General features: G+C 68.5%; 15 protein-coding genes. 5 read left to right on the forward strand and 10 right to left on the reverse strand.

The window, feature by feature from the left end; all coding sequences use genetic code 11:
• Positions 1 to 52: 52 nt before the first annotated feature.
• From R2910_11365 to dnaX, 8 genes are all read right to left on the reverse strand, one after another.
• Entirely contained in the window at positions 53 to 1,300 is a 1,248-nt protein-coding gene (locus R2910_11365; protein ID MEZ4413574.1) for a competence/damage-inducible protein A, read from the reverse strand.
• A gap of 15 nt (positions 1,301 to 1,315) precedes the next feature.
• The gene (pgsA, locus tag R2910_11370; GenBank protein MEZ4413575.1) at positions 1,316 to 1,954 is read right to left on the reverse strand and encodes a CDP-diacylglycerol--glycerol-3-phosphate 3-phosphatidyltransferase; all 639 of its coding nucleotides are present in this window, start codon (positions 1,952 to 1,954) and stop codon (positions 1,316 to 1,318) included.
• A 12-nt stretch (positions 1,955 to 1,966) separates the two neighbouring features.
• Positions 1,967 to 2,644 (reverse strand): GTPase domain-containing protein, encoded by a 678-nt coding sequence (locus tag R2910_11375; protein MEZ4413576.1) that lies wholly within the window; start codon positions 2,642 to 2,644, stop codon positions 1,967 to 1,969.
• Positions 2,645 to 2,657: 13 nt separating this feature from the next.
• The gene (locus R2910_11380; protein MEZ4413577.1) at positions 2,658 to 3,149 is read right to left on the reverse strand and encodes a roadblock/LC7 domain-containing protein; all 492 of its coding nucleotides are present in this window, start codon (positions 3,147 to 3,149) and stop codon (positions 2,658 to 2,660) included.
• 9 nt (positions 3,150 to 3,158) lie between these two features.
• Positions 3,159 to 3,428, reverse strand: a complete 270-nt coding sequence (locus tag R2910_11385) for a hypothetical protein (protein MEZ4413578.1) — start codon at positions 3,426 to 3,428, stop codon at positions 3,159 to 3,161.
• Positions 3,425 to 4,018 (reverse strand): recombination mediator RecR, encoded by a 594-nt coding sequence (recR, locus tag R2910_11390; protein ID MEZ4413579.1) that lies wholly within the window; start codon positions 4,016 to 4,018, stop codon positions 3,425 to 3,427. The genes R2910_11385 and recR overlap by 4 nt, the downstream gene beginning before the upstream one ends.
• Positions 4,019 to 4,021: 3 nt before the next feature.
• Positions 4,022 to 4,330 (reverse strand): YbaB/EbfC family nucleoid-associated protein, encoded by a 309-nt coding sequence (locus tag R2910_11395; GenBank protein ID MEZ4413580.1) that lies wholly within the window; start codon positions 4,328 to 4,330, stop codon positions 4,022 to 4,024.
• A gap of 65 nt (positions 4,331 to 4,395) precedes the next feature.
• Entirely contained in the window at positions 4,396 to 6,072 is a 1,677-nt protein-coding gene (dnaX, locus tag R2910_11400; protein MEZ4413581.1) for a DNA polymerase III subunit gamma/tau, read from the reverse strand.
• A 742-nt stretch (positions 6,073 to 6,814) separates the two neighbouring features.
• Here dnaX and R2910_11405 point away from each other — a divergent pair.
• The 5 genes from R2910_11405 to R2910_11425 all read left to right on the forward strand — a co-directional run bounded on the left by R2910_11405 (position 6,815) and on the right by R2910_11425 (position 12,206).
• A complete protein-coding gene (locus R2910_11405) occupies positions 6,815 to 7,321 on the forward strand; it encodes a DUF4402 domain-containing protein (GenBank protein MEZ4413582.1) in 507 nt (168 codons plus the stop codon).
• Between the two features lie 72 nt (positions 7,322 to 7,393).
• Positions 7,394 to 7,861, forward strand: a complete 468-nt coding sequence (locus R2910_11410; protein MEZ4413583.1) for a hypothetical protein — start codon at positions 7,394 to 7,396, stop codon at positions 7,859 to 7,861.
• 13 nt (positions 7,862 to 7,874) lie between these two features.
• Positions 7,875 to 8,708, forward strand: a complete 834-nt coding sequence (locus R2910_11415) for a hypothetical protein (protein ID MEZ4413584.1) — start codon at positions 7,875 to 7,877, stop codon at positions 8,706 to 8,708.
• Positions 8,705 to 9,223, forward strand: a complete 519-nt coding sequence (locus tag R2910_11420; protein MEZ4413585.1) for a hypothetical protein — start codon at positions 8,705 to 8,707, stop codon at positions 9,221 to 9,223. The genes R2910_11415 and R2910_11420 overlap by 4 nt, the downstream gene beginning before the upstream one ends.
• Positions 9,224 to 9,239: 16 nt before the next feature.
• The gene (locus R2910_11425; GenBank protein ID MEZ4413586.1) at positions 9,240 to 12,206 is read left to right on the forward strand and encodes a hypothetical protein; all 2,967 of its coding nucleotides are present in this window, start codon (positions 9,240 to 9,242) and stop codon (positions 12,204 to 12,206) included.
• On the opposite strand, the gene R2910_11430 is transcribed toward R2910_11425, so the two are convergent.
• On the reverse strand, positions 12,199 to 13,068 hold the full coding sequence (locus R2910_11430) for a YihY/virulence factor BrkB family protein (protein ID MEZ4413587.1): 870 nt from the start codon (positions 13,066 to 13,068) through the stop codon (positions 12,199 to 12,201). The two genes, R2910_11425 and R2910_11430, sit on opposite strands and share 8 nt — an antisense overlap.
• A gap of 62 nt (positions 13,069 to 13,130) precedes the next feature.
• Positions 13,131 to 13,559 (reverse strand): YtxH domain-containing protein, encoded by a 429-nt coding sequence (locus R2910_11435; GenBank protein ID MEZ4413588.1) that lies wholly within the window; start codon positions 13,557 to 13,559, stop codon positions 13,131 to 13,133.
• Position 13,560: the final 1 nt, after the last annotated feature.

The following is a 13,560-nucleotide window of genomic DNA, read 5'->3' on the forward strand; positions in this document are numbered from 1 at the left end:
TGGAGTGTCCATAGACGAAAGCTAATAGCAACCGGCGTGCCTCGGAGGTGGGTCAATCTGGCAGGCATTTCAGGCGCCGCCACAGCTGAAAGAGCGCCTGGTGGGCCGCGCGCCCGCGAATTTCGGCCCGCGTCCCCACCAGCCGGGCCAGCTTTGCGTCCGCGCCACCGGGAAGGGCAAATCCGAGCCAGACCGTCCCGACGGGCTTCTCATCGGAGCCGCCGTCAGGGCCGGCGATGCCGGTAATCGAGACCGCCACATCGGCACCCAGCGCCCGGGTCGCCCCGATGGCCATCTCGCGCGCCACAGGCTCGCTCACGGCGCCGTGCGCGCCCAGCAGATCCCTCGGCACCCCCAGCAGCCGATGCTTCGTCTCGTCGGCGTACGCGATGATCCCGCCGAGGAACTGGCTCGAGCTTCCTGGGACGGCAGTCAGTCGGCCGCCGAGCAGGCCGCCGGTGCACGACTCCGCCACGGCGATGGTCCACTTGCGACGGCGCAATTCTGTGAGGACGACCGCGGCGAGGTCGTCGTCCCCCCGACCGTAGGCGTAACGGCCGGCGCGTTCGGCCAGGAGATCGGCGGCGGCCTCCAGCCGGCGGTCGGCCTCCTCGGGCGGGAGGTTCCACGCGGTGGCCCGCAGGTCGACGCTGCCGATTCCCGGGAGGTAGGCAAGCGTGAGAGGGGCGATGACCTCATCGATGTCCCCCAACTGCTCCGCCAGGGTGGACTCCCCGATGCCGGTGGTCCGCACCGTCACCGACCGGATCACGCCCCCACCCCGCCCCCGCTCGGCGAGTCGGGGCGCCACACCGGTGGCGAGCAGGTTACGCATCTCCACGGGCACCCCGGGCAGCATGATGACCAGCCCCGCCTCCCCTTCCAGCCAGAGGCCGGGGGCGGTGCCCCATTCGTTGACGAGCACGACGGCGCCCGTCGGGACCTCGGCCTGTCCCCGATTGCTGGGGGTCGGGGTGCGGCCAAAGCGCGCGAATCTGGCCTCAACCGCGGCCCAGACGGCGGGGTCGAAAACGAGGGGCGCCCCGAGGAGGTCGGCGACGACCGATTTGGTGATATCGTCGGCGGTCGGGCCAAGCCCGCCAGTGGTGATGACGGCGCCGGTACGCTGCAGGGCGGTGTGTACGGCGTCGCGGATGGCGGCCCGGTCGTCCGGGACCGCGGTGCGCCGGACGACGCGGATGCCGAGGGCCGAGAGGGTGCGCCCGATCTCGGCGCCATTGGTATCCACGGTGAAGCCGAGCAGGAGCTCGGTGCCGACCGTGACCAGTTCGATGTTCATGGAGGGACGGCAGTCCTACTCGGATCGCTGGGAGAAGAGCGCGCGATACCGGTAGAGGTAGACGAGGAAGGAATAGACGGTCAGGGCCACCGCGATCAGGAGGGTGAGGGCCACGAAGCCGCCGTGAAACCGGCTCCACCACGCGAAGAAGGGGGTGTGCTCCCACCCCAGCGGGCGCCCGGCGTCACGAAAGGCGAACCAGAGAAAGATGCCGCCGATGAAGATGCTCTGGAAGGCGGCCTTCAGCTTGCCGGCGCCCCCGGCGGCGATGATGATGCCACGGCGCTTCCCCCACCAGCGCAGCACGGTCATCGCCAGTTCGCGTCCGAGCATGAGCAGGCAGACCCAGAGGGGGATGCTGCCCCAGACCGGAATGTCGTAGAGGTCGTGCCGGGTGCGGGAGATCCAGTAGATCGGGATGAGGCTGGCAACGAGGAGGAGCTTGTCGGCGAGGGGATCGAGCAGTTTGCCAAGGTCGGTGATCTGGTTCCGGCTCCGGGCGAGGTACCCGTCGAGCACGTCCGTCAGCGCGACGGTCACGAACACCAGGAAGGCGATGAATTTCGGCCAGTACCCCTCGATGAACGGGAGCAGCGCCACCACCGGCGTCATCGAGATCCTGATGAGCGTGATGATGTTGGGCAGGTTCCACATCTGCCCCGCCCCCTAGCCGAGGGTCTTGAGCACGAGCTTGCTGACTGCCTTCAGGGTGTCGAACACCCCTTCGCCGTTGACGGCCACCGCCTCGAAGTAGGTGGCGCGCTCGATCCACTCTCCGTCCTGGGTCCGGCCGACGAGGAACTCGCCCTCGTGGTAGGGATCCGCGAGGGGGCGCTGGCGCGCGGCCTCCTCGACCGGCCAGCCGGGATTCAGCGCGGCCTGCAGGTCGAGAATGGAGGCGGCGTTTGGCAGGTCCCGCTTGTTGTACTGGATGATGAACGGAATCTTGGTCAGGTCATAGCCGTGCTCGGCCATGTTGTCGTACAGGTTCTGCATCGCCTCGATGTTGGCCTCCATCCGCTCGATCTGGCTGTCGGCCACGAACACCACGCCATCCACGCCCTTGAGGATCAGCTTCCGCGAGGCGTTGTAGTACACCTGGCCCGGCACGGTGTAGAGGTGGAAACGCGTCTTGAAGCCGCGGATGGTTCCGAGGTCGACGGGGAGGAAGTCGAAGAAGAGGGTGCGCTCCGTCTCGGTGGCGAGGGAGATCATCTTCCCCTTGGCCCCCGGCGCGACCTTGTTGTAGACGTGCTCCAAATTGGTCGTCTTGCCCCCGAGACCGGGGCCATAGTAGACCAGCTTGCAGTTGATTTCGCGGGACGCGTAGTTGATCATCGACATGCGCGCGTGCCTTCTATTCGCCGAAGAGTTTGTCGATTTCGTCCTCGGCATCGCCGAGGAAGTCCTGCTCGACCCGCGGCGCCACGCCGCCGTCCCGCGCGAACATTTCCGTGAAGACCTGCGAGAGGTCTCCCACCGTCCCGCGGACCCGCAGCTTGACCAGGCCGAGCGTCGTGCGGGTGTCGAACAACACCACGAGGATCACCCGCCGCGCGATGTCGGCGAGGTACATCGAGGCCGTCTCTCCCTGGTGGAAGAGGCTGCCGAATTCCGGTTCGCCGATGAGGCGGGCGAGCTGGTCGTTGGCGCTGAAGTCCGCGGCTGCCAGCGACGCGAAGGTCGTGGGGTCGAATTCGGGGGGCTCCCCCGCGGTGGCCACCATCTGGCCGGTGCGGTCCACCAGCAGCGCCGTCCGCGCGTTCGACTCGCGCAGGAACGCGTTCAGCATGACCACGATCCTGTCGTGATCCGCCTCGGCGAGTGACCAGCTGGACGCACCGGACATGCAGGCTTCCTATCCGAGGGAGACTTCGAGTCGCCGCAGCAGCGCGGCGGCGCGCCGGCGAAGGCCGGGGTCCGTTTCCCACACCAGGTAATCGTGGAGCACCCGTGCCGTCTCGGGCGAGCGCTCCCCCGCCAGGTACGCGAGGGCGTCCGACCGGCGGCTCTCGACAGGGCTGAACAGCTCGGCGCGATGCCGACCGAGCCGGCGCTGCGCCAAATGCCACCCGACCGCCAGCCCGGCCAGCGCGCCACCGAAGAGCAACAGCCCCCGCGCGCTCATCCCGCCACGTCCTGACGGGCCAGGAGCGCGTGCGCCAGGGTCACCCCATCGACGTACTCCAGGTCGCCTCCCATCGGGAGACCACGGGCCAGGCGCGTCACCCGGAGCCCCTCGCCGGCCAGCACTTGATGGAGATAGGTCGCGGTGACTTCTCCCTCCATCGACGGGTTGGTGGCGAGGATCACCTCGCGCACGCCCCCGGCCCGCACCCGTTCCAGGAGACTGTCGATGCGGAGCGATTCCGGCCCGATCCCGTCGAGCGGCGAGAGCCGCCCGCCGAGGACGTGATAGCGGCCGCGAAACTCCGTGGAGCGCTCCACCGCCTGCACCGACGCCGCTTCCTCGACAACGCAGATCAGCCCGGCGTCCCGACGGGCGTCGCGGCAGAACTCGCACCGTTCCTCTTCCGCCACGTAGCCGCACTCGGCGCAGGCCCGCACGGTGCTCGCGACGGTGTCGAGCGCGCGCGCGAGCCGGGTCGACTCCTCCGGCCCCTGCTGCAGGAGGTGAAAGGTCAGGCGCTGCGCGGTCTTCCGCCCGATGCCGGGAAGCCGCGCCAGCTCGGTGACCAGCGCCTCGATGGCCCGCACGGACTAGAGCCCCAGCCCCGCCGGACCGGGCTGCACCTTCCGCATTTCCGTCTGCGCCATGTCGGCGGCCTGCCGCTGCGCCTCGGCGACGGCGCTCATCACCAGGTCGGCGAGGAGTTCGGCGTCGCGGCCCTCGAAGGCCTCGGGATCGATCGCAATGCCACGGACCCGTCCCTGGCCGTCGACCATTGCGCGAACCAGTCCCGCGCCCGCGGTGGCCTCGACGGTGCGACCGGCGAGTTCAACTTGAAGTTGCTGCAGCCGGCCCTGTACCTGCTGGCCCAGCTGAAAGAGCTGCTGAATGTCTGCCATTCCACACCTAAGTCGCTGTCAGAGTGCAAAGTACGGGTGCCCACACCGGGGTGCAACCCGGGTTCCTACTCCAGGACCTCGAGGTCCAGGACGGTGGCCGCCACGTCGAGGGAGGGGTCCTTCTTCCGGACCTTGGTCAACCGCTCGGTGCGCACCGCCTCTTCAGTCAATCGCTCCGGACGCGCCGCGGTGACCGGTGGCGCCACCTCCACGCGCGCCGGGGCGCCGACGACGGCCGAGATGATCTCGTCGACCGCGCCCGACTGCCGGTCGAGCGCCTCGCGATACATCGGATTCTCCTCAGTCAGTTCCAGCCGCACCACATTGCCCTGGATGCCGACCGGGCTGCAGACCAGCAGCGCGGCGCCGAGGAAGCTGCCCTGGTCCCGCCCGCGCGCGACGACAGAATCCCACGCGGTGATCAGCGCATCGAGGTCGAGGCCGGTCGACGCGGCAGGGCCGCGGGGCCGCGGGGCCGCGGGGCCGGGCGCGGGTGCGGGCGCCGGCTGCGCTGCGGTCGAACTCGACCCCGGCTTGCGCCGTGGTGACGCCGGCGCGGCATCCGCCGGGCGGGGAGGCCGCGGGGCCGCGGGGCTGGCCGGTGGTGCACCGGAGAGCACCGATGCGAGATCCACCGTGCGGTCCATCATCGTCCAGCGGAGGAGCAGCGTCTCCACCGACAGGCGCGCGTTGCCGCTGCGGCGGACGGCGTTTTCGCTCTCGGCGAGGAGGCGGAGCATCCGGAGCACGTCGCCTTCGGTCAGCTGTTCCTTGTATTCCTCAAGCGCGGCGCGCAGCGACTCGGTGATTTCCTCAGGTTCGACGCCGACCTGCAGCATCATCAGCGCGCGCAGCATTTCGCCGGTGCCGTTCAGGAATTCGGCGAGGTCGGCGCCGGCGTCCAGGAGCCGCGCCACCAGCGGGAAGACCCCGGCGGGGTCCCGCGCCGTGACCACCTTCAGCACCTCGGCGTACTGCTCGTCGCCCACGAGGCCCAGGACTTCGCGCACCCGCTCGGCGGTGACCGCGCCCTCGCCGAAGGAGAGGCACTGGTCGAGGACGGAGAGGGCGTCGCGCATCCCGCCGTCGGCGTGCCGGGCGATGAGCGTCAGCGCGTCATCATCGGCGGCGAGCTTCTCCTCGGCGAGCACCTGCGCGAGGCGGGTCCGGATGGCGGCAGGGCCGATGCGACGGAAGTCGAAGCGCTGCAGCCGCGAGAGCACGGGGGCCGCGGTATTGAAGATCTTGGCCGGCTCGGTGGTGGCGAAGACGAACACCACGCCCGGGGGCGGCTCCTCGAGGATCTTGAGGAGGGCGTTCCACGCCTCGCGGGTGAGCATGTGCGCCTCGTCCACGATGTACACCTTGTGGTGCCCCTCCTGGGAGGCGGCGTACATGGCGCGTTCGCGGAGCTCGCGGGCGTCGTCGACCCCGCGGTTGCTGGCCGCGTCGATTTCGACCACGTCGAGGTTGGCGGAACCGTTCCAGATGCGGAGGCAGTTCTCGCACTCGCCGCAGGGCTCGCCGGCGGGCGTGACGGTTTCGCGGCGCTCGCAGTTGAGCGCCATGGCGAGGATACGCGCGGCGGTGGTCTTGCCGACGCCGCGGGGGCCGGTGAGGAGGTACCCGTGGCCAAGGCGTCCACTCGCGATGGCACCACGGAGCGCGGCGGCGACGTGATCCTGCACCAGGAGATCGGCGAAGCGCCGTGGGCGGTACCGGCGGGCGAGTGCGATGGCCATGGCGATACGACCTGCGGAAGGACGGGAGAGGAAAGAAAGTTGCCCCAGGCGACCCGCAGCGACACCGGACATCGCTTAGCGCTGCTACCGGCGAGGTCCTGACGCGGTTCGCGCGCCGGCGCCCTGTGGACCTGGGGCGAGGGGAATATAACAGGGGGGCAGCGGGGCTGGGAGGCAGCGGGGCGGCGGGGGAGCGGGACGAAGGCAGTCCCTGCGCGGAATGGTGAAAGAGATTGCGGGCCGCCGGCTAAACCGGGCTCGCAGAATGCAGGAGTTCGCTGGCGGGCCGATGTACCGGGAGGCTCCGAATTGTGGACGGCCGTGGCGACAGGCGCTGCATTCGAGCCCCTCGCTGAACGGCCTCCCTGCCCCGCGGCCCAGCTGGCCTTCCGGGGAGCCGCGCAGACGATTGCGCGACCCCCCGGTCGAGTGTTATAATTGCTTCCGCATCAAGGGGTTACACGCTGCGCTCGCAGGCATCGGATTCCGGAGCGAAATGTCAAAGCATTTGACAGACGTGGCACTCATCTATCCTCAAGTCCGATATGGACTTGCCCTCATTTACCATCGCAATATTCGAAATTAATTGACGCCAGGATATCGAGCGCCACTATCGGCACGCACCTTGCTTTTGAGCGGGTGGATGGGAGTCCCCCAGCCTGGGACTCGGATTCTTCATTTCTCGTGACTTCGCGCAGTGTGTAGTTGAGCAGCCGTTTCCTTCACAAAGGACCAGCATACCATGAACACCGCCTCCAAGCTGTCCCTCACCGTCGTGGCGCTCCTTGCCCTCGGGGCCACCGCGGCCCAGGCGCAGACCGCCAACATCACCGCGACCGCCACGGTCCAGACCGCCCTCACGGTCACGAACGTCCAGAACCTGGACTTCGGCGCCGTCTTTCCGGGCCAGGGCGACCAGACCGTCGCTCCGACGGATGGAACCTCCGGTCGGTTCTCCCTGGCGGGCGAGCCCGGTGCACAGATCAACATGACCTTCACCCTGCCCGCCAACCTGACCGGCCCTGGCACCCCGATGACTATCGGCACGTGGACTGGCCTGCAGGGCAACAGCGCGACGCCCGTCGGCGCGGCTTTCGATCCGACCGCTTCGCCCGTCGCCGCCACGCTCGACGGGACGTCCGGAGACTGGTACGTCTTCCTCGGCGCGACCCTGACGGTTCCTGCGGTCCAGACCGCCGGTACCTATAACGGGACGATCACGCTGGACGCAGTCTACACCGGTAACTAGGCGGACACCGTGAGGCGGTGGTACCGGCGGCGTGGGCCTGTGCCTGCGCCGCCGGTGCGCCCTTCCGGACCCATGTCTCGACGTCGATACTCCCGGCTTGTCGTGCTCTGGGCGGCGCTCCTCGCCTCCCCGGGGGCGCTGCCTGCCCAGACGGTAACGGGCATCCGTGACCTCACGTTCGGGACGGTCATCCCCGGCGTCCCGACGACCATCCTGCAAACCGATGCGGTGAATGCCGGGCAATTTCGCATCGCCGGGGTGTTCATCCGGAACGTGACCATCACGTTCACGCTTCCGACGGTGATGAACCGCACCGGACCCGGGCCGGCCAGCGCGACCATGCCGATCACGTTCCTGAACAACAGCGCCGGATACACCACGTTCTTGCAGGGAAATACGCCCTTCAACCCGAACGCGCCCTATGGCGAGACAGTCATCTTCAACGCGACGATCACCCTCGGCGGACGCGTCAACCCGTCGCCGACGCAGTTGGGCGGCAGCTACGCCGCCACGATCGTCATGACCGTCATCTTTCTCTGAGTTCGACAGGCCGATGAACTACACTCGCCGCATGCTGGCCGCCTTGCTGACGCTGACGCCCGCCGCCGCCCTGGCGCAGGGAGTCGTCGTGGCGCCGCATGCCGTGTACATCGACCACGCCACCCGTTCCGGTTCGCTCACGCTCTACAACCCGGGGCAGGACCCGGTCGAGGTGAGCATCTCCTTCGGCTTTGGGTACCCCACCACCGACTCCGCAGGGACCGTGGGGCTGGAGCTGTTGGACTCCGCGCCCTCCGGGGAGCCGAGTGCGATGGACTGGATCCAGGCCTTCCCTCGCCGCGTGACGATCACCCAGCAGCAGCGCCAGACGATTCGCCTCCTGGCGCAGCCGCCGGCGAATCTCCCGGATGGAGAGTACTGGGCGCGAATCATCGTGGCGGCGAAGGGCGGACAGGTGCCGGTGGCCGGGGTTCCCGATTCCGGCGAAGTCCGGGTCGGCCTCACCCTCGAGGTCCGTACCGTGCTGGCCGTGGTGTACCGAAAGGGCGCCCTCACGACGGGCATCACGCTCGCCCCCATCAGCGCCTCGGTTGCGGCGGACACCGTCGCCGTGCGGATTCCGATGACCCGGACGGGCACCGCCGCCTATCTCGGGACCGCCATGGCCGAACTGGTTGACAGCCGCGGTGATGTCGTCGGTCAGGCCGAACGGGCGATCGGGGTCTACTACACACTCGACCCGCGACTTGAGATTCCGGTCGATTCACTCGCCCCAGGGACCTACAAGGTCCGGGTCAGCGTCTCGACCGCCCGGCCCGACCTCCCACCCCGGACCGCGCTCCCGGCGCCACAGGTTCGGGACTCCGTGGAACTCTCCATCCCGTGAGACGCATGCTCGCGGGTTTGCTCATCGCGCTGGCACCAGCCAGTGTCGCCGCCCAAAGCGCGACGATGACGAGTGTTGCCACGGTGCGGGTGATCGGGACGCCGATCACGTTCCTCAACCTGCAGAACCTGGACTTCGCCACGGTGACCCGCGGCGTGCCCAAGACGGTTGTTCAGAATACGGCTGCCGCCGGAAAGGTTCGCGTCACCGGGCAACCGAACGCATTTGCCCAAGTGCGGTTCACCCTGCCCACGCAGCTGGAGAACACCCAGGCGCTGCCCGGCATCACGATGCCGATCAGTTTCGCCGCGAACTCGGCCCGCTGGCGGCGCCGGCTCGACCGGGTCAACGGCGGTGTCATTTTCAATCCGGCCGTCGGCGTGAACGACGCCCGGTTCGGCGGGAATGCCAACCCATACTTCTTCGTGTATCTTGGTGGCACCGTGACTCCATCACCCTCGCAGGCTGCGGGCATCTATCAGGGAACGATCATCCTGACCATTACCTACCTCTAGCATGCTGGTGGGGCTCTTGGCCAAGCTGGTCGCAGCACTGATTTTCCTTCTCATCGCCGTCGGCGTGTTTGTCGGCGGGGAGAAGTTTGTGTCGCTGATTGATCGCGCCGCCGGCCCCACGCCCCCCACCGCCGTGCGCGCCGTCCCGGACACGGTTCCCCACGCCAGCGTCGACCCAGCCCCCGTGCCCGTCCCCGAGGCGCAGCGCCGCCCGCCGCCGTCGGTCGCGGTGCTGACCCCGTCGGCGCCACCCGGCCGCCCGACGCCGTCGCAGCGGGGTGGCGAAGCCCCGGCGCCGAGGCGCGGCGCGCTCCGGCCCAGCCTGGAACCCGCGACTCCGCGTGCGGCACCGGCGCCACCGCCTCAGCGACGCACGGAAGTCGCCCCGCCGCCGGACGCACATGCAGACGCAGCTCCTGTCACCGATCCAACTCCATCGCGCGAATCCCCCACCCCGCCACAGCCTGTCGCACCGCCAATCACGCCGGCCGCCGAAGTCGACGGGCTCGAGCCTGTCCTCGTCGAACTCCAGATCGGGCGCCTGGCGAGCCGGACGGTGGCAGCGTATCGCGATGGCGGGGTGGCCCTCATCCCCCTGACCGCGTTCTTCGACCTGGCCGAACTCGGGTATGCCACGACGCCGGCAGGGGGCGTGACGGTCCGCCTCGAACCACGGGGAGAGGATGTCCGAATCCAGGCAGGGAGCGACAGCGCCTCGGCCGGAAACCGCCGGGTGGCCATCGGCCCGGGCGCCTTGTTCCTCCGTGACGGCGTTCTCTACATGGACACCAACCCGCTGGGGGAGCTGCTCAATCTCGAGCTCGCGGTGAACTGGCCAGACCTGACGGTCTCCGTGCTCAATCCGGACTCGCTCCCCGTGGCATTGCGAATCAAGCGGGACCAGATGCGCGCGCGCCTGGCCCAGCGATACGGCGCCACACCTGACACCACGTTGGGCCTCCCGAGAAGCAAGTGGGACGGAATGGTGTTGGACTACAACGTGGCCTTTCCGCTCTCCGACAATCTCGTCGGTGGGAGCACCTACCAGTTCAGCCTGGGGGCGCAGGTCGCCGGGGGAGCGCTTGAGGTCGGGGTGCGCAGCCTGGGGACCGTCGACTACGGCAGCGCCGAGTTCGCGGCCACATGGAAAGGCGTCTGGATCGACAACACCTACGTCAAGCAGCTGACCCTCGGGACGACGACGCTGACCGGTCCCCGCTACGCGGGCATCCGCGGCGTGGCGGTCACCAATTCGCCCTATATTCGGCCGACCTACGTCGGGCAGCTCGACTACTACGGCCGCCTGGATCCGGGGTGGCAGCTCGAAGCCTACTCCGGGGGCCAGCTGGTGGCGTTCGACTCCATCGGCGCGAACGGCGACTACTCGATCAGCCTGCCCGTCGGCTACGGCGAAAATCCGGTGGACTTCATTGCGTACGGGCCCACCGGGCAGGTGCGGCGCTTCAACCAGACGTATCGCGTGGTCAGCGAACAATTGCCGTACAAGCGGTTTGAGTACGGCGTCGCAGCTGGTGAGTGCGTTGCGACCCTCTGCAACGCGGCGCTGAACGCCGACCTGCACTACGGACTCTCCCGTCGTGTCACCGTGCGCGGCGGCGTGGAGGGCTATTCGCGGGACAGCCTCGCCGACCTCGTCCATCCCTACGGCGTCGTGACCGGCCTGATCGGGAACAGCATCACGCTCGAGGGAGAAGCGGTCGGCAGCGGATGGCTTCGCGGCGCGATCCGGTTCGAGCCGTCGGTCAATTTCCGGCTTGCCACCGGCTACACCACCTTCGACGAGACGGTGACCCGCTCGGTCATCGCGCCAGCGGGGCGCCGCTCGCAATGGCTTGCCGACGCCTTTCTCCGCCCCCGTCCCTCCCTGTCCTCGTTCTACTTTCAGGCGATGGCCGAACGCGACGAGGGGGTCGACCTCGACATGACCCGGGCGCGGGTCCAGGCCTCCGTCCAGGCGGACGGGGTGCGGCTCTATCCCTACGTGCGCTTCGAACGCTTCGTGCCGAAGATTGGCGACGCCGCACACGCCGAGTACGTGGGACTCTCGGCCTACCTGAGCGGCCACCCGTCGTGGGGTGCGATCCTCGGGGGCCTCTGGTTCCGGGGTGATGTAGAGTCGGGCGGAGGGAGCGGGCTCAATCTTGCCGCAGCGACGGTATCGCGGAGCTTCGGACCCGCGCTCCGGATTGAGGGCGGGGCGGCCTGGCGCCGAGATGTTCCCGGTACCACGTTCACATTCTCAGTCGTCTCCTACCTCCCGACCGTGCAGGCCAGGACCACCGCCATCGCGCCGACCATCGGCCCTGGAGGCGTGCAGCAGCAGGTACAAGGCGCCCTGGTCTACGACAATAACCAGGGGCGTGTGACCGCCAATCCGAACCCCGGCATTCAACGCTCCGGTGTCTCCGGCACGGTCTTCATCGACGACAACGCGAACGGCCTCCAGGATCCCGGCGAACCGGGTGCGCGCAACGTACGCGTGATCGTCGGCTCAAACTCCACCCGCACCGACAGCGCCGGCGAATACCATGTCTGGGATATCAACGCCTTCGACCCGGTGCTGGTACAAATTGACACCACCTCGCTCGACAATCCGCTCTACGTGCCGGCGTTCACGTCCGCGAGCCTGCAGCCGCCCCCCAACGCCTACCGTCAGTTCGACCTGCCGCTGGTGACGGGTGCCGTGCTCGAAGGCCGCGTCCTCTACGACGGCGCGCCGCTGCCAGGCGTGACGCTCGTCCTGACCAACACCTCGAATGGGAAGGCGACGTCCATCCCCACCTTCACGGATGGCAGCTTCTATGTGCTGGGGGTCAAGCCGGGGCACTACACCCTCGAGGTGGACACGCGCGACCTCTCGGCGCGGCGCCTGGTCGGCACGGTGCTCCAGATCACCGCGCAGCCGAACATGCCGGACCAGCTGAGCAACCTGGTGGTGCAGGTGCGGAGCGCGACTAAGTAAGAATCGCCCGCTGCTGCTGTTGCATGGTCCGCAGTTGCCAGGTCTCCGCCACGATCCCGCCCATCAGGAACACCAGCGCCGTATACCACACCCAGAGCACCGTCAGGATGAGCGCCGTCAGGTGGAAGTCCACCGAGACGGTCTGGACCATCGCCACGCGCCCCAGGTACATCGCGAAGAGCCGCTTGGCCACTTCGAACGCGAGGGCGCCGAAGGCCGACGCCACCAGCGCGGCCTGCGTGTCAATCCGTCGGAGCGAGGAGTACTTGTAGAGCAGGAAGAACAGCGTGAAGGTGAGCGTCAGGCCCAGCACCTCGGGAATCCACCGCCCGAACGAGGAAAAGAAGAAGCCCACCAGCGGCGAGTCGACTTCTCCATACGCGCGTGCGACGCGGATGCCCGCCGTGACGGCCGTGGTGAGCAGGAAGACGCCCAGCGTGAGGATGACCATCCCGACGTCGCGGAGCTTGCTGAGGAGATAGCCCACGAGAAAGTGGCGTCGCTTGGGCGGGCGGACGCTCACGTCGTACATCTGGTTGAGCGCGGTGCGGATGCTGGCAAAGAGCCGGGTGCTGAACCAGAGGAAGGCGGGCACGGCGTAGAGCGAAATCTTGCCGCCGTAGAGCGCGATGTTCCCCAGGATCTCCTCGAGCAGGAAGAAGGGATCGTGGCCCGCCGTCATGTCGTGCCTCGGAAGGAACGACTCGAAGAAGTGCGGCAGGTCGATGGCCCCGGAGCCCGCCCAGGGCTGGGCCAGCTCGGTCAAGCCGATGAGCAGGAGCAGGACAAAGGGCACGGCGGCCAGGAGCGCGTCGAAGGTGAGCGCGCTCGCCAAGAAGGGAACGTGGTTCTCGTCGGCCACCTGCAGGGTGCGGCCGAGGAAGCCGCGGAACGAGCCATGCCAGCCGCGAATCTGTTTCTGGTTCAGATGACCGGTTCCTCGTCGTCGGCCATCGCGGCTGCGCGCCGGCGGACCCGCGCGTCGGCCAGCCGCCGCTCGAGTTCCTCCCGCGCGGAGTGGCCGGCGCCGCGGACGGCATCCCGCGCGTCACTGGCCCGTTCCCGCACGTCGTCCACCCGGTCTCGCACCGCGTCCCGGACCCGCTCCGCCTCGTCACGCACCCGATCCTTCCCCTCCTCGAACCGCTCCCCCAGGTCCTCGAGCCCGTCCTCGGCGAGATCGCGCAGGTCGCGCGCCTTGCGCTGGATGATGCGCCGCGTGTGCTCACCGCTGTGCGGGGCGAAGAGCAGCGCAAGCGCACCGCCCAGCGCCGCCCCGGCCAGGAACCACTTCACGCCGGAACCGCCGTCTTCTCTCACGTAGACCACTTCGTCGTCCTCATGTCGTGCCATG

The sequence above is a fragment of the Gemmatimonadales bacterium genome (assembly GCA_041390145.1).
Taxonomy (GTDB): Bacteria; Gemmatimonadota; Gemmatimonadetes; order Gemmatimonadales; family GWC2-71-9; genus SPDF01.

Excerpts from the sequence above, each read along its gene's own strand:
- R2910_11365 (MEZ4413574.1), bottom strand. The coding sequence starts at position 1,300 with ATGAACATCGAACTGGTCACGGTCGGCACCGAGCTCCTGCTCGGCTTC.
- pgsA (MEZ4413575.1), bottom strand. The coding sequence starts at position 1,954 with ATGTGGAACCTGCCCAACATCATCACGCTCATCAGGATCTCGATGACG.
- R2910_11375 (MEZ4413576.1), bottom strand. The coding sequence starts at position 2,644 with ATGTCGATGATCAACTACGCGTCCCGCGAAATCAACTGCAAGCTGGTC.
- R2910_11380 (MEZ4413577.1), bottom strand. The coding sequence starts at position 3,149 with ATGTCCGGTGCGTCCAGCTGGTCACTCGCCGAGGCGGATCACGACAGG.
- R2910_11385 (MEZ4413578.1), bottom strand. The coding sequence starts at position 3,428 with ATGAGCGCGCGGGGGCTGTTGCTCTTCGGTGGCGCGCTGGCCGGGCTG.
- R2910_11395 (MEZ4413580.1), bottom strand. The coding sequence starts at position 4,330 with ATGGCAGACATTCAGCAGCTCTTTCAGCTGGGCCAGCAGGTACAGGGC.
- dnaX (MEZ4413581.1), bottom strand. The coding sequence starts at position 6,072 with ATGGCCATCGCACTCGCCCGCCGGTACCGCCCACGGCGCTTCGCCGAT.
- R2910_11405 (MEZ4413582.1), top strand. The coding sequence starts at position 6,815 with ATGAACACCGCCTCCAAGCTGTCCCTCACCGTCGTGGCGCTCCTTGCC.
- R2910_11410 (MEZ4413583.1), top strand. The coding sequence starts at position 7,394 with ATGTCTCGACGTCGATACTCCCGGCTTGTCGTGCTCTGGGCGGCGCTC.
- R2910_11415 (MEZ4413584.1), top strand. The coding sequence starts at position 7,875 with ATGAACTACACTCGCCGCATGCTGGCCGCCTTGCTGACGCTGACGCCC.
- R2910_11435 (MEZ4413588.1), bottom strand. The coding sequence starts at position 13,559 with ATGGCACGACATGAGGACGACGAAGTGGTCTACGTGAGAGAAGACGGC.